Origin of the sequence: Rhizobium laguerreae, from assembly GCF_002008165.1 — a bacterium.
GTDB classification, from domain to species: Bacteria; Pseudomonadota; Alphaproteobacteria; order Rhizobiales; family Rhizobiaceae; genus Rhizobium; species Rhizobium laguerreae.
The window spans coordinates 99917-115419 of sequence record NZ_MRDM01000009.1; the positions used below are offsets into that span (position 1 = coordinate 99917).

Sequence of the window (15503 nt, forward strand, 5' to 3'; positions counted from 1 at the left end):
CGCCGCAGGACCCGCTCCAACGGTTGTCAGGAAGCGTCTCCCATACTCACCGATTTCTTGAATGCTGCCGATAGTCCTTCCGCAACCGAAGCGTTGAACCCCGCAGCGCGCATGCCTTCGATGGCTGCCGCAGTGGTGCCGCGATAGCCGACAAAGGCTTGAACGACGTCATCGGGACATTCGTCGCGGCGCTCCAGCAGGCGGCCGGCGCCTGTGATCACCGTGTTCACGGCACGGCGCGCAATCTCCGCCGGCAGGCCATTTGCGACGGCGTCGCGCATCATGGCGGCGGCGAGCAGCGCCGGGAATGCCGGTCCGGACCCGGAAAGACCGGTGAGGTAATCAATGTCGCTTTCCCTTGCGACCTCGTCCTCAGATCCGCATGCCTGAAAAACCGCGCGGACAAGCGCCCGGTCGTCTTCGCTGACATCGCTCGCGCCAATCCACGGCGTATAGGACTTGGCCACTTCGGCGGCGGCATTGGGCAAAGCGCGGATAACGCGGCCGGTGTTGTGGCGCTCGGAAAGTGCGTCCAGACGGATGCCCGCCATGACTGAGATGACGAGCTTGCCGCCGGCATCGACATCAAGAGCATGCCAGTCATCAGGACGGACGGAGAGGACGATCACGTCCGAGCGGTCGGCAAGCGCCTGATTGTCGGTAGTCAGGAAAGAATTCGGGAAACGGCGCGGCCGCTCGCTGCGATAGGAGAGGGAGAGATTTCGAGGTTCGACCAGGCCAGCATCAAGGATCGCGCCGGCGATTGCTCCGCCCAGCCAGCCGCCGCCGCCAATGATGCCGATCCTCAAGGAAACGCTCATCCCGGCCTTCCCTAACCCGGCCTGTAGCCATGCCGCGAGAAGAAGCGATCGAGCTCCCTCTGCTGCGGCACTTCGCCGGTGTAGATCGCGATATATTCGGGAATCCGTTTCATGCGGACGGCGAGTTCCTCCTTGGCTTGCATGGAGATATATCCGATCTGCACGAGGTAAGTTGTTCGCGCTCGGACATCTGATGTCGCTTCTGGTAGCCCAAACCGGATAAACATCCGCTTGAGCGCATCAAGCCGGAGTTGATCGGCTTGCCGGACCTCGGCGAGAATCTCGTCGGACTGCAGCGCCCAGCTGCGCACAGCGAATTCGAACCTGGCGTCGAACAGATCATTGTTGAGCCAGCAGTCGAAGACGTTGAGCATCGCCTCGGCAAGCGATTCCGCGTAGGCTTCGGACTGCTTGACGATGTTGCCGGTGTTTTTGTCGCGCCAGCGCGCCACGAGCCCGGCCAGAAGCTCTTCCCGGTCCTTGAAAAACCAGTAGAAACTCGTGCGCGAGAGATTGAGCTTCTTCGCCAGCGGCAGAATTTTCACCGAATCCACGCCGGAATCCAGCAGCGAGTGGTAAGCTGCTTCCAGCCATCCCTCCTGTGATCCGCGCCAGCCAGTGTCGTTCAAAGCCTGATCCATGGGCTATCTCCTATCAAATTATCAAGCCGCGCACAAGAAAAATGTACATCAGTGTCGAAAACAACGACCCAGTTGTTTTCAATGTTGACACATATGTACATTATGCTTAGCGTCTGCCCTGACGTTTTTAATCCGGAACCACGGCCCATGTCGAACGATCCCCTTCTTCAACCCTACCAGCTCAAGCATCTGACGCTACGCAACCGTATCATCGTGACCTCCCACGAACCGGCCTATCCGGAAGACGGCATGCCGAAGGAGAGGTACCGTGCCTATACGGTGGAGCGGGCAAAGGGCGGGGTGGCCCTGACGATGACGGCCGGCTCGGCTGCGGTTTCCAGAGACAGCCCGCCGGTGTTCAACAATCTGCTCGCCTATAAGGACGAGATCGTACCCTGGGTCAGGGAAATGACCGACGCCGTGCATGAAGAGGGTGCGGCGATCATGATTCAGCTCACTCATCTCGGCCGGCGCACGCGCTGGGACAAGGGCGACTGGCTGCCTGTCGTGGCGCCATCGCATCAGCGCGAGGCGTCCCACCGCGCCTTCCCGAAGAAGATGGAAGATTGGGACATCGAGCGCATCATCAAGGATTTCGCCGACGCTGCCGAGCGCATGAAGGCAGGCGGCATGGACGGTGTCGAACTGGAAGCCTACGGCCACCTGATCGATCAGTTCACGTCTCCGCTCACCAACGAGCTCGACGGTCCCTACGGCGGCTCGCTCGACAACCGTTTGCGCTTCTGCTTCGACGTCTTCAAGGCGATCCGGCAAAGGGTGGGGAACGACTTCATTCTGGGCGTGCGCTACACCGCCGACGAATGTCTTCCCGGCGGTACCGGCAAGGGCGACGGCATCGAAATCTCCAAGCGTCTGAAGGCAAGCGGCCTGATCGATTACCTGAACGTTATCCGCGGTCACATCGATACCGATGCGGGTCTCACCGACGTAATCCCGATCCAGGGCATGGCGAATTCGCCGCATCTCGATTTCGCCGGCGAAATTCGCGCCGCAACCGATTTCCCGACCTTCCATGCGGCGAAAATTCCTGACGTCGCCACTGCGCGCCACGCGATCGCCTCCGGCAAGGTCGACATGATCGGCATGACCCGCGCCCACATGACCGACCCCCATATCGTCCGCAAGATCATCGAAAAGCGGGAAGACGATATTCGTCCCTGCGTCGGCGCCAATTACTGTCTCGATCGCATCTACCAGGGCGGGGCCGCCTTCTGTATTCACAATGCCGCCACCGGCCGCGAACTGACCATGCCGCATATCGTGGCGAAAGCTGAGGCCAAGAAAAAGGTCGTCATTGTCGGCGCCGGACCGGCCGGTTTGGAAGCGGCCCGCGTCGCCGGAGAACGCGGCCACCAGGTCGTCGTTTTCGAAGCGGCGAACAATCCCGGCGGCCAGATCCGCCTCACCGCCCAGAGCGAGCGCCGCAGGGAAATGATCAGCATCATCGACTGGCGCATGAGCCAGTGCGAGAAATACGATGTCACCTTCCACTTCAACACCTGGGCGGAAGCCGATACCATCCAGGCCGAGAACCCCGATGTCGTCATCATCGCGACCGGCGGCTTGCCGCATACCGAGGTTCTCGCCAGCGGCAACGACCTGGTGGTCTCGTCATGGGACATCATCTCCGGCGACGTGAAGCCTGGAACTAACGTGCTGATCTTCGACGACGCCGGCGATCATGCCGGCCTTCAGGCAGCGGAGTTTCTTGCCAAGGCCGGCGCCAAGGTCGAGATCATGACGCCGGACCGGTCCTTCGCGCCCGAGGTCATGGCCATGAACCTGGTGCCTTATATGCGGTCTCTTCAGAAGCACGATGTGACCTTCACCGTCACCTACCGTCTCGAAGCCGTCGAGAAGAGCGGCAACCAACTCGTCGCCCATGTCGGCAGCGATTACGGCGGGATCGCCAGGCAGCACAGCTTCGACCAGATCGTCGTCAATCATGGAACCATTCCGCTCGACGAGCTCTATTTCGAACTGAAGCCCAGCTCGAGCAATCTCGGCGAGATGTCGCACGATCAGCTTCTTTCCGGAGAACCTCAGTCCGTCATTCGCAATCCTGATGGCAAGTTTCAGCTGTTCCGGATCGGCGATGCGGTCGCCGCACGCAACACGCATGCCGCCGTCTATGACGGGCTGCGCCTTGCGAAAGATATCTGATCGCAAGAGCGGACCGCTTGCCAGCCGATCGTCTCGGGAGGTGATGACATGAGTTTACGCAATGAAAGCCTGCAGGTTTTCCTGGACGCGACTTTCGTGGCTTTCGATCAGTTCGCCAAGGCCCCGGAAGCCCGCCGCTCGATCCGTCAGATTTTTGCAGCGCTGGAGCGCCCGGGGGCTGCGCGCGTGGGGGAGGGAAGCCGGTTGCCCGTTTGCGCTCAGCTTGATGTGGCGCTCTCGATCGATACGGCCTATCCTTCGCTGACGCGATTGATCGACGGGTTCAAAGGCATCGAGCCAATGCTTGAATGGCGTCGGCGCAGCAAGTATGACCACACGGCCAGCGACAATTTTGTCGGTGGGCATGCCAATGCGATGATCATCGGCCCGGGAGGATTGGAGGAGCGGAGCGACCTATGGATCGGCGTGACGTTGATGGCGCCTCAGGTGCGCTATCCCGACCACGTTCATGCGCCAGAGGAGGTCTACCTCGTACTATCCGAGGGAGAGTTCCAGCAGGGGGAAGGGGAGTGGTTTTCGCCCGGCATCGGCGGATCCTTCTACAATGTCCCCGACATCAAGCATGCTATGAGGTCGCTCGACACGCCGCTCTTCGCCTTCTGGGCATTACTTGCCGAACGGCCAGCAGTTTAGAAATAAAGGGGGGTTGCCCATGAAGATACTCGTGCCAGTCAAACGGGTTGTCGACTACAACGTGAAGATCCGGGTGAAGCCGGACGGCACGGGTGTCGAGCTTGCCAATGTGAAGATGTCGATGAACCCGTTCGACGAGATCTCGGTGGAAGAGGCGCTGCGGCTGAAGGAAGCCGGCAAGTGCGAGGAAGTGGTGGTCGTCTCGATCGGTCCGGCCAAAGCCGAGGAGACGCTGAGGACCGCCCTTGCGATGGGTGCAGACCGGGCGATCCTCATCGAGACCGACGATCAAGTCGAGCCGCTCACGGTTGCCAAGATCTTGAAGGCTGTCGCCGATGCCGAACAGCCGGGGCTGATCATATCAGGCAAGCAGGCGATCGATGACGACAGCAACCAGACCGGCCAGATGCTGGCGGCGTTGATGGGAGTTGCCCAGGCGACCTTCGCCTCGAAGATCGAGATCGGCGATGGCAAAGCAACCGTCACCCGCGAAGTCGATGGCGGCCTGCAGACGATCGAGATCAAGCTGCCGGCTGTTGTGACCACCGATCTGCGCTTGAACGAACCGCGCTATGCCTCGTTGCCTAATATCATGAAGGCGAAGAAGAAGCCGCTCGACAAGAAGACGCCAAGCGATTTCGGTGTCGACACAACGCCGCGCCTCAAGGTGTTGAAGACCGAGGAGCCGTCGGGCCGCAAGGCCGGCGTCAAGGTCAAGTCGGTCGCCGAACTGATCGACAAGCTCAAAAACGAAGCCGGCGTGCTGTAATCAGCTTGGAACAGGAGCCATCATCATGACCATTCTTCTTCTGGCTGACCACGACAATGCCAGCCTGTCCGACCAGACCGCCAAGGCGCTGACGGCAGCCGCAAAGATCGCCAAGGAACAGGCAAGCGATATTCATGTGCTCGTTGCCGGCAAGGCTGCCAAGCCCGCTGCCGAACAGGCGGCAAAACTTGCCGGCGTCTCCAAGGTGCTGCTGGCCGAAAGCGACGACCTCGCCAACAATCTGGCCGAACCGCTCGCCGACCTGATCGTCTCGCTGGCCGGCAGCTACGACACGATCCTGTCTGCCGCCACCTCGGTCGGCAAGAACGTGCTGCCGCGCGTCGCTGCCCTGCTCGATGTCGCTCAAGTCTCCGAGATCATCGAGGTGATCTCGTCCGACACCTTCAAGCGGCCGATCTATGCCGGCAACGCCATTCAGACGGTACAGGCGAGCGATGCCAAGAAGGTCATCACCGTGCGCACCGCATCCTTCGCCTCTGCACCGGAAGGCGGCTCAGCCACCGTCGAGGCGATCCCGGCGGTTTCCGATCCGGGGCTGTCGACCTTCGTCGGCGATGCGCTGTCGGCCTCCGACCGGCCGGAGCTGACCTCTGCCAAGATCATCATCTCCGGCGGCCGGGCACTCGGCTCGGCGGAAAAATTCAGGGAGGTCATCCTGCCGCTTGCCGATAAGCTCGGGGCCGCCGTTGGCGCTTCCAGAGCCGCCGTCGACGCCGGTTATGCGCCGAACGACTGGCAGGTCGGCCAGACCGGCAAGGTGGTGGCGCCGCAGCTTTACATTGCCTGCGGCATTTCAGGCGCCATTCAGCATCTGGCCGGCATGAAGGATTCGAAGGTGATCGTCGCCATCAACAAGGACGAGGAGGCGCCGATCTTCCAGGTCGCCGACTATGGCCTCGTCGCCGATCTCTTCGACGCCCTGCCGGAATTGCAAAAGGCGCTCTAACCGGGGAGACCGAACGTGGCGCGCGTCGTGGGACGTCCAATCAAACCTGGTGCCGACCTTCTTCTCAACGATGACGAGAAGCCGGCATACATACGGCTGCACGACATCGGCAGAGAGCGGCGCTCTCGGCCGCTGCAGGAATTCCTCAATGATGTCGGCGGCCTGATGCTGTCGGCGGAGGCTCCCGCCGTCGCAAGTTTCGTCGCGGGCAAGGTTCTCCAGAGGCTGCTCAAGACCGGCAAGGTGCGTCCGGAGGGCGGGCCTCTTCCCGGCGCGCCCGAAGGGCTGGAAGACGCCATCGGCCATCTCGCAAAATCGGGGCGGAAATACGAGGCGATCGCCGGCCAGTTCCAGAGTCTCGCCGATAAGCTGCTCTGGAGACGCGGCCGCTCCGGTCCGTTCGCAAGCCTGAATTTTGGCAATACGCATTCCCATGCGGTGTTGGTGGGACCCGGCGGCATGGAGGAGCGCGCCGATCTCAGGGTCGGCGTGATCTACATGGATCGCTATACAAGATTTCCCGATCATGTTCAGACGCAGCCCCGCGCCTTCATTCTGCTTTCGCCGGGCGAAATCCGCCTTGGCGATTCCCAGTGGTTCTCTGCCGGTATCGGGACGGTCTTTGCAAACGACGCGGGGCAATCCTTCGCGATAAGATGCACAGCCCGGCCGCTGCTTGCGGTCTGGTGCCAGGTTGAGCGGGAGACGTGATGAGTCCTTGGCAACACCGAGACTGAGATGAACGAGAGCCCGAAGGCGAGAGCTTGAAGTCTCGGCGGTAACGCGCCAAGCAGATCAGCGAGAGGGCGATCTACCGGAATATGCAGCATCAGAATTCAGTTTAAGAGGAAGGATATCAAAATGGACGTTCGCGCCGCCGTTGCCGTTCAGGCAGGAAAACCGCTCGAAGTGATGACCGTGCAGCTGGAGGGGCCGCGGGCCGGCGAAGTGCTGGTGGAGGTTAAGGCGACGGGCATCTGCCACACCGATGATTTCACTTTGTCGGGCGCCGATCCGGAAGGCCTCTTCCCGGCGATCCTCGGCCATGAGGGCGCCGGCATCGTCGTTGATGTCGGCCCCGGCGTCACTTCGGTGAAGAAGGGCGACCACGTCATTCCGCTCTATACCCCGGAATGCCGCGAATGCTATTCCTGCACCTCGCGCAAGACCAATCTCTGCACCTCGATCCGCGCGACCCAGGGCCAGGGCGTGATGCCGGACGGAACCAGCCGCTTCTCGATCGGCAAGGACAAAATCCACCACTATATGGGCTGCTCGACCTTTTCGAACTTCACCGTGCTGCCGGAAATCGCCCTTGCCAAGGTCAATCCCGACGCGCCATTCGACAAGATCTGCTACATCGGCTGCGGTGTCACGACAGGCATCGGCGCCGTCATCAATACCGCCAAGGTGGAGATGGGCGCGACCGCCATCGTCTTCGGTCTCGGCGGCATCGGCCTCAACGTGCTTCAGGGCCTGCGTCTTGCCGGCGCCGACATGATCATCGGCGTCGACATCAACCCTGACCGCAAGGCCTGGGGCGAAAAGTTCGGCATGACCCATTTTGTCAATCCGAAGGAAGTCGGCGACGATATCGTGCCCTATCTCGTCAATCTGACCAAGCGCCACGGCGACCTGATCGGCGGCGCCGACTACACGTTCGACTGCACCGGCAACACCAAGGTGATGCGCCAGGCGTTGGAATCTTCCCATCGCGGCTGGGGCAAGTCCATTATCATCGGCGTTGCCGGCGCCGGCCAGGAAATCTCCACCCGTCCGTTCCAGCTGGTTACCGGCCGCAACTGGATGGGCACGGCGTTTGGCGGCGCGCGCGGCCGCACCGACGTGCCGAAGATTGTTGACTGGTACATGCAGGGCAAGATCCAGATCGATCCGATGATCACCCACACCATGCCGCTCGAAGACATCAACAAGGGCTTCGAGCTGATGCACAAGGGCGAAAGCATCCGCGGCGTGGTCGTGTACTGAGCCATGAAGACGATCTCGACCGAAAATTCTCATGGCGGCACCCAGGGCGTCTACGTTGGTCGCTCGGAAGCCTGCGACTGCGACATGACCTTTGCGGTATTCCTGCCGCCGCAGGCCAAAGCACGGAAGCTGCCGGTTCTATGGTACCTTTCCGGTCTGACCTGCACCCATGCGAACGTCATGGAAAAGGGCGAGTATCGGCGTCTTGCCGCAGAACTCGGCATGATCATCGTCTGCCCCGACACCAGTCCGCGGGGCGAGGCCGTCCCGGATGAACCTGATAATTGGCAGTTCGGCAAGGGAGCCGGCTTTTACGTCGACGCCACTGAGCCGCCGTTCGCGCAGAATTATCGGATGTACAGCTACATCGTCGATGAATTGCCGAAGCTTATCGAAGCCGAATTTCCGGTCGACATGGACCGACAGGGAATCTTCGGTCACTCGATGGGCGGACATGGCGCGATCACCATTGCGCTCAAGAACCCCGGACGCTTCGGCAGCTGCTCGGCCTTCGCGCCGATCAGCCATCCCTCGGTCTCCGGCTGGTCAAAGCCGGCATTCCGGAAATACCTCGGCGCCGATGAAGCGCGCTGGCGAGCATATGATGCCTGCTCGCTGATCGAAGACGGGCACCGGTTCCCGGAATTCCTCGTCGACCAGGGGACGGCGGATAGTTTCCTGGAGGACGGATTGCGCCCCGAAGAGCTCAGGCAAGCCTGCGAGACGGCCGGCATCAGCCTGCGGCTTCGCATGCAGGAAGGCTACGGCCACTCCTACCTCTTCATTTCGACTTTCATGGAAGACCATCTGCGCTGGCACGCGCGAAGGTTGGGAGACTGATTGCAGAGCTTGGCCGGGCATATCGCAAACGGCCCAGAAGGGGAGGAGAAACCCATGACCAGCATAGCCATACATCCGGCAGTGGATTCAGGCTTTCGGGCGACTGACGCTGCTTTCGAAGGCGGGACGCTCGTCTGCAAATGCGCAAGCAACCCGGTGAAGGTCAGGATCAAAAGCGATATCGCCCACAATCACGCCTGTGGCTGCACGAAGTGCTGGAAGCCCGAGGGCGCAGTCTTTTCGGTCGTGGCAGTTGCGCCGACCGAAAGCGTCGAAGTTCAGGAGAATGGCGACAAGCTCGCCGTCGTCGATTCCACAGCCTTGATCCAGCGCCACGCCTGCAAGGAATGCGGCGTGCATATGTATGGGCCGGTCGTGCGCGAACATCCGTTCCAGGGACTGTCGTTCGTCCATCCGGAACGCTTTCAGGAAAGCGGCTGGGCGAAGCCGGGTTTTGCGGCCTTCGTGTCGTCGATCATCGAAAGCGGTTTCGACCCCGCAAAGATGGACGCTGTCAGGGCGCAACTGAGGACGTCCGGCCTCGAGCCTTACGATTGCCTAAACCCTGGCCTGATGGACTACATCGCAACCTGGATGGCCAAGAAGAGCGGCGTCCTGGCCGCGTGATTTGACCTTGGGGAGCGCCGACGCGGTGCTCCCCAGCAAAACTGCCGCTATCGGGATATAGAGATATTCCGTGATGGCCGCGCGCCGGCCTGCCGGCCGCCCGGGCTAGCCGGATCGAAGCCAAGGGAAACATTGGACAAACCCATTTTCATTGACGATCATGATCCGCTAGCGCATGTCTTTCGGATTCGATGAGCACGCTCTTACAGGCGACAGGGAGATGAGTATGCGACCCGATCAGCATCGCCAGGCAGATGACGCTGCGAAGTCGGCCAGCCGGCTCAAGGTCGGGTTCGTTCTGGCGCGATCGTTCACGCTGTCCGCCTTCGCCCTCTTCGTGGACACGCTGCGGCTCGCCAGCGACGAGCAGGATCGTTCCGGAAGGGTCCTTGCCGACTGGCAGGTGATTGGCAGCACGAGGCACCTGATCACCGCGAGCTGTGGTGTCCAAGTCGCGCCGACGTCGGATTTCGTCGACCCGTCGCGCTTCGATTACATCGTCGTCGTCGGCGGTCTGCTGACGGTGGAAAACCCCGTCGACCAGGAGACCATCGCCTTTCTCAAGCAGGCGGACGCCAAGAAGGTGCCGCTGATCGGCGTGTGCACGGGGTCGTTCATCCTTGCCGCGGCGGGCCTGATGAAGCGGCATGAATCCTGTGTAAGCTGGCTGCACTACAAGGAGTTCCGGGAGCGCTTCCCCGATCTCAACGTTCGTTCCGACCGGCTCTTCAATCTCGATCGCCAGCGTGGGTCCTGCGCCGGCGGCAGCAGTTCAGCAGACATGGCCGCGCTGTTGGTCAGGAAATACATCAGCCGCGACGCCGAACGAAACGCACTTGAGGTGCTGCAGATCGAGAGAGCCCGCGCAGCTGCGGACGTCCAGCCCCGGCGTCCGCTCTATGACGATTATGACGATGCCCGCGTCAAGGCGGCGATGATCACGATGGAACAGTTCGTCGACGGCAGCATGTCGATCGAGAAGCTTGCCTCCACAGTTGGCCTGTCGAGGCGGCAACTGGAGAGGATCTTCATCGACAAGACGGGGATGTCTCCGGCCAAGGCCTATAATCGTGTTCGCATGGAGCGGGCGAAATCGATCCTTGCCCAGTCGAAGGCGCCTCTGATCGAGATCGCGCTGGATGTCGGCTTTGAAAATGCCTCGCAGTTCACAAGAACCTTCAAGCGCACATTCGGGCAGACGCCGTCACAGCATCGTGCTGCTTCGAGAGCGCACTAGAACAGGATGATTTAGGCCGGGTCGGCCTCAATCATCCTGTTCTAAATTATATAGTTAGAGCATGATGTCGTACGAAAACCGATCACACTTTTCGGCATCATGCTCTGGGCTTATTCAGATCTCTTCCCACGGAAACGTGTCCAGCCGCTCGGCTCCCCGTGCCGTGATCAGAGCCTGGGTTTCCAGTTTGATGCTCTCGGATCCGGCTTCGGCAATCAGGCTTTCGACGTTGAGAACCATGTTCTCCTCGATGATGCCGCTGAAATCAGGGTCGAAATCCGGATGCAGAAGGATCCCCGGCCATTCGTCCGCCATTCCGGTTCCGTGCAAAGCAAGCGTGTATCGATAAGGTTGGTATTTCTCCGGAATCCGCCACGACAGCGCATTGAACTCTTCGAACGTCATGCCGGGCTTCAGGACGGCGAGATTGTGCTCGATCTGATCCCTGGCAGCGGCGTAGAGTTCCTTCTGCTTGGCGCTCATCGCCACATGTCCCGCTGTCCACGAACGCGACAGGTCGGCGCAATAGCCGTAGGGTCCGATCATATCGGTGTCGAAGGATATCATCTCCCCGCGTTTGATGACGTAGTCCGAGCATTCCTGATACCAGGGGTTTGTTCTCGGGCCTGCGGTCAAAAGCTTGGTCTCCAGCCACTCGCCGCCGCTGCGTGCGTTTTCGAAGTGAAGCTCGGCCCAGATCTCTCTTTCGGTGCGGCCCGGCTCGGATACCTCGTACATCCGCGCCATGCCTGCTTCGCAGACACGGATCGTCCATCTCATCAGCTCGATCTCGTCGGCGCTCTTGATGGATCGCGCCCGCTCGGCCAGTTCCTGGCCGTCTAAGAGCATGAAGCCGCGTTCCCGCAATTCGAACGCGCCCGCCGGTTCAAGCCTGTCCACCGCCACGCGTTTGTTGCCGCCATTGCGGCTTACGAGGTCCGCGACCTCGTCCGCCCAGGTTTTCAGTCGGGGTTCCATAAGGTTCCCTGATGTGAAGAATATCCATGACTTCGCCGGCCGGATCTCGTCGATGCCGGGAAGCCCGTCATTGACGTGTTCGGCGCCTTCGAATTCGAAAAGTATGGCCGGCCTATCGGCGAGGATCAGAGCGTAGCGCGAGGCGTTGTGCATCGTCCAGATGCTCATATTCGATGAATCGAAGGCATATCGGATGTTGACGGGATCATAGAGAAGCAGGGCGCCGCAGTCCCATTCGCGCATCTTCCCGCGCAGGCGCTCCAGACGATAGCGGCGAACCCGATCGAGCGTCGTAGCCGGCACAGGACTGATAAGAGGCCGGTCGGCTCCTTCAGGGTTGAGGTATGCCTGCTTTCGCGCGTCCTTGAAGATCGTCGAGCCGGTCGGCTCGGCGGAATCGCTTTCCTCTCGCAGCATCTCAGTCAGTCCTTGTTGCGGTGAACGACGCCCCGGATGTTCAGCGTTCGATGATCAGATCGCTGAGCGGCTTGGAGCAGCAGGGCAGGAAGAAGCCGGCGTCGATTTCCCGCTGACGAATTCCGCCATTGTGGTTCATGTCGACCGTGCCTGACGTAAGCTTCGACTTACAGGTGCCGCAGACACCGTTTGCGCAGGACGACGGGATCCTGACGCCTGACTTTTTCGCACAAGAGAGCACGCTCTGGTCGCCGGAGACGTCGATGCTGCGCGCCTGCTTCGAGAAGGTGACCTGAAAGACCTTGGCAGCTGCCTCCTGAACCACGGGGATCTCGGGTTCGTCGATGACCGCGGCGTCGAAGCTTTCCTCCAGGTAGTTCGAGCCGGGTACGCCGAGTTCGGCGGCAATGCCGCGCGCGGCGGCCATGAACGGGGCGGGGCCGCAGCACATCACAGTTCGCTCGGCGATATCGGGAACCGCAAGCCGCATGTAGTCCTTCGAAATACGGCCGGTCAGACCGGGCCAGGACGGCTCGCCGGCCACGGTCTCCGGGAGGAAATGCAGGCGAAGGCCTTTCAGCCTGCGGGCGATGCAGGCCAGTTCGTCGCGAAAGATCAGATCCTGCGGCGTCCGGCCGGCGTGCATGAAGACGACGTCGGCAGGTTCGCAACTGTCGGCGATCTCACGCAGAATGGACATGACGGGGGTAATGCCGGAGCCGCCGGACAAAAGCAGAAGCTTGCGTCCCGACGTCTCGGGCCTGACGAAGTGGCCGAGCGGTCCATTCGCCTTGACGGTCGCGCCGGGAACCAGGGTGTCATGAAGCCAGTTGGAGATCTTTCCGCCGGGGACGCGCTTCACCGTCACGGAGAAGGCGTTCGTCCGATGCGGCGAGGAGGAGATGCTGTAGCACCTGTTTTCAGCGTCTCCATTATGTTCCAGGTCGAACAGAAAATACTGCCCTGCCTTGAACACGAACCGCTTGCCCTCACGCGAGGCAAAGGTGAACGTTTTGACGTCATGCGTCTCCTGCTGGACGTCGAGGCAGACGAGCGCGTCGTCTTCTTCCGGGTTCCAGACGTCGTGAAGGGAGGCCCTGGCTACGGGCATCTGCGGGCTCCTAGTATCCATGGGCGCGCATCCGATCGATGTACCAGCTGGCGAACTTGTCGAGGTTCGTCTCGGAAAAGCGGGAGTAGGGGCCTGGCTGATAGGCCGGGTCGAGAGTGCCTGCATGGGAGCGCGCCACCAGATCGGCGTCCTGGTCCGTCGTCGCGACCCAGACATCCGTCAGCTTGTCGAGATCGTAATCCACGCCTTCGACGGCGTCCTTGTGGACCAGCCACTTGGTTCTGACCAGCGTCTTGCCCGCCGAGAGCGGGATGACGGTTGCCACCACGGCATGGTCGCCCATGAAGTGGTTCCAGCTGTTGTGGCCCCAAAGATGCGTGTCGCCGAGATCCTTGCGGGTCATGTGCCCAAGAAGCTTGGAGGATGCGGCGGTGGCGTCGTGGGTCTGGGATTCGCCGGCGCCTGCGATGATCAGCCGCTGGGTGCGGAAGTTGGTGGCGCAGTCGGCGAGCTGCTCGATGGCAGCCGAGGGGAAGCCGTCAGACTCCCACGCCTTCGTCTGCTCTTCATACAGCCTGAAGTGTTCCTCGGCCTGTTCGCGATCCTCCGGGCTCAGCGTCTCCGGGTCGAAGCCGAAGTCGAGATCGACGAAGGAGACGCAAAGCTCCGGATGGTTCGCGGAGCAATGGTAGCATTCGCGATTGTTTTCCATCGTCAGCTTCCAGTTGCCATCCTCGATGACATCCGTTTGGAAGGCAACCTTTGCGTTTCGGATGTCGTAGGGGGCGAGGCGCTCGGTCACGGCCTGTTCGAGGATGGCAATGTCCTCGGGCGGATTGTCGGAGAGACAGACATAAACCAGCCCGCCGATCGACTTGAAAGTGACGGGCTTGAGGCTCCGACACTCCTTGTCGAAGTCCTTGCCCATGTGAGGCGCGTAGCTGAGCTCACCCGTCAGTTCGTATGTCCAGGTGTGATAGGGACAGACGAGTTTTGAAACGATCGTCTTGCCCGGATCGAGAAGGCGGGAGCCGCGATGGCGGCAGACATTGTGCAGGACGCGAATTTCTCCGTCGTCGTCACGCAGAAGGATCAAGCTCGTCTTGCCGATATCGATCACGGTGGCGTCACCGGGTTCGGGAACATCGCAATCGAGACCGACACAAATCCAGTGATTGTGGAAGAAGACGTCGATGTCTGCTTCGAACACGTCTTCCCTGACGTAAAGGCCGGCCGGCAGAGAGTGACCATTGGCACGAGCGTCGAGAAGGGCGGAAATGGAAGATGGGAGCTTGTTTAGCATCAGAACCTCTTATGCGAGAGTTTCCCCAAATTGCTCTTGCAGTTGCGTTGTTTCAACGGCATAAAAAATTAGGTTCGCATGAGTTTTTATCATGCGATAAGGGGTTCTGTGATGCACTTTAGAAGACGGATCCCGTCGTTGACGGCATTGGTGACCCTGGAGGCGGTGCTCAGAAAGAAGAGCTTCACCACGGCTGCGACCGAATTGGGTGTCACCCAGGCGGCGGTCAGCAGGCAGATTGCCTTGCTGGAGGAGGAATTCGGCCTGCCCCTATTCGTGCGCAAGCATCGAGCGATCGAGCCGACGGCGGCATGCATCAACCTCGGAGCCACGCTGGCCAAGAGCTTTGCCGATATTGCCGAGAGCGTGGAAGCGCTCCAGTCGCGCAGCCAGGACGTGTTGACCATAGGGGCGACCGTTGCATTCTCTTCTTTCTGGCTGCTGCCGCGGCTGGCCGAATTTCGCCGTGCGAACCCCGGCATCCTGGTGCGGGTGATATCCCAGGACAGCTCGATCGCTCTCGATGACGGAGAAGTCGATGTGGCAATTCGATATGGTGTGCCTCCCTTCAGCGATAGCACCGTCATCGCCTCGCATGGCGACGTCATCTGCCCCGTCTGCTCTCCCGACTATCTCAAGCGTCGCGGAGATGGCCCGCTCGGCTCCGCCGACGAATTCATCGAAACGGATGTTCTCGATCGGTCCTGGTATAGCTGGGCGCAGTGGTTTTCGCTGACCGGCGCCAACCTCGAGGTAAAGCCGTCGCTTCGGTTCAACCACTATACCGAAACCATCGCAGCCGCGCGCGCAGGCCAAGGGATCGCCTTGGGATGGCGCATGCTGGTGGGCACCTTTCTGGAGGATGGAACCCTGGTGCAGATCGGCGGCGGCGAGCTTGCGGCGGAGGATCGTTACAACGTGATCGTGCCCGTCAAAGCCAAGCGAAGCAATGCGCGGGACCTTGCCGCCGCCTGGCTGACGGCATCACTGCACGGGTGATCGAA

The 15503-nt window shown here is 60.8% G+C and carries 15 protein-coding genes; 10 read left to right on the forward strand and 5 right to left on the reverse strand.

Going from position 1 to position 15503, the window contains the following annotated elements:
- Positions 1-26 precede the first annotated feature (26 nt).
- Complete coding sequence (locus BS630_RS06760) at positions 27-821, reverse strand: pyrroline-5-carboxylate reductase family protein (protein ID WP_077976782.1); 795 nt, start codon at positions 819-821, stop codon at positions 27-29.
- Between the two features lie 11 nt (positions 822-832).
- A complete protein-coding gene (locus BS630_RS06765; protein WP_011649280.1) occupies positions 833-1462 on the reverse strand; it encodes a TetR/AcrR family transcriptional regulator in 630 nt (209 codons plus the stop codon).
- Positions 1463-1609: 147 nt separating this feature from the next.
- Between BS630_RS06765 and BS630_RS06770 the strand changes: the two genes are divergently transcribed.
- From BS630_RS06770 to BS630_RS06810, 9 genes are all read left to right on the forward strand, one after another.
- Positions 1610-3646, forward strand: a complete 2037-nt coding sequence (locus BS630_RS06770; protein WP_077976783.1) for an NADH:flavin oxidoreductase — start codon at positions 1610-1612, stop codon at positions 3644-3646.
- Between the two features lie 48 nt (positions 3647-3694).
- Complete coding sequence (locus BS630_RS06775) at positions 3695-4300, forward strand: dimethylsulfoniopropionate lyase (protein WP_077976784.1); 606 nt, start codon at positions 3695-3697, stop codon at positions 4298-4300.
- Positions 4301-4319: 19 nt separating this feature from the next.
- Positions 4320-5069, forward strand: a complete 750-nt coding sequence (locus BS630_RS06780; RefSeq protein ID WP_077976785.1) for an electron transfer flavoprotein subunit beta/FixA family protein — start codon at positions 4320-4322, stop codon at positions 5067-5069.
- A gap of 25 nt (positions 5070-5094) precedes the next feature.
- Positions 5095-6036, forward strand: a complete 942-nt coding sequence (locus BS630_RS06785) for an electron transfer flavoprotein subunit alpha/FixB family protein (protein ID WP_077976786.1) — start codon at positions 5095-5097, stop codon at positions 6034-6036.
- A gap of 15 nt (positions 6037-6051) precedes the next feature.
- Complete coding sequence (locus tag BS630_RS06790) at positions 6052-6747, forward strand: dimethylsulfonioproprionate lyase family protein (RefSeq protein WP_077976787.1); 696 nt, start codon at positions 6052-6054, stop codon at positions 6745-6747.
- 150 nt (positions 6748-6897) lie between these two features.
- A complete protein-coding gene (locus BS630_RS06795) occupies positions 6898-8025 on the forward strand; it encodes an S-(hydroxymethyl)glutathione dehydrogenase/class III alcohol dehydrogenase (protein ID WP_025397058.1) in 1128 nt (375 codons plus the stop codon).
- Positions 8026-8028: 3 nt separating this feature from the next.
- Complete coding sequence (fghA, locus tag BS630_RS06800) at positions 8029-8865, forward strand: S-formylglutathione hydrolase (protein WP_077976788.1); 837 nt, start codon at positions 8029-8031, stop codon at positions 8863-8865.
- A gap of 54 nt (positions 8866-8919) precedes the next feature.
- Positions 8920-9492 (forward strand): S-(hydroxymethyl)glutathione synthase, encoded by a 573-nt coding sequence (gene gfa, locus BS630_RS06805; RefSeq protein WP_077976789.1) that lies wholly within the window; start codon positions 8920-8922, stop codon positions 9490-9492.
- A gap of 226 nt (positions 9493-9718) precedes the next feature.
- Positions 9719-10729: a GlxA family transcriptional regulator gene (locus BS630_RS06810; RefSeq protein ID WP_077976790.1), complete on the forward strand. Its 1011-nt coding sequence runs from the start codon at positions 9719-9721 to the stop codon at positions 10727-10729.
- A 114-nt stretch (positions 10730-10843) separates the two neighbouring features.
- On the opposite strand, the gene BS630_RS06815 is transcribed toward BS630_RS06810, so the two are convergent.
- The 3 genes from BS630_RS06815 to BS630_RS06825 are packed head-to-tail and all read right to left on the reverse strand — an operon-like array spanning position 10844 to position 14499.
- Positions 10844-12124: a M24 family metallopeptidase gene (locus tag BS630_RS06815; RefSeq protein WP_077976791.1), complete on the reverse strand. Its 1281-nt coding sequence runs from the start codon at positions 12122-12124 to the stop codon at positions 10844-10846.
- Between the two features lie 40 nt (positions 12125-12164).
- Entirely contained in the window at positions 12165-13235 is a 1071-nt protein-coding gene (locus tag BS630_RS06820) for an FAD-binding oxidoreductase (protein ID WP_143529412.1), read from the reverse strand.
- Positions 13236-13245: 10 nt separating this feature from the next.
- On the reverse strand, positions 13246-14499 hold the full coding sequence (locus BS630_RS06825) for an aromatic ring-hydroxylating oxygenase subunit alpha (RefSeq protein ID WP_077976793.1): 1254 nt from the start codon (positions 14497-14499) through the stop codon (positions 13246-13248).
- A gap of 111 nt (positions 14500-14610) precedes the next feature.
- Between BS630_RS06825 and BS630_RS06830 the strand changes: the two genes are divergently transcribed.
- Positions 14611-15498, forward strand: coding sequence for a LysR substrate-binding domain-containing protein (locus tag BS630_RS06830; RefSeq protein WP_077976794.1), 888 nt, complete (start codon positions 14611-14613; stop codon positions 15496-15498).
- The last annotated feature ends 5 nt before the right edge of the window (positions 15499-15503 follow it).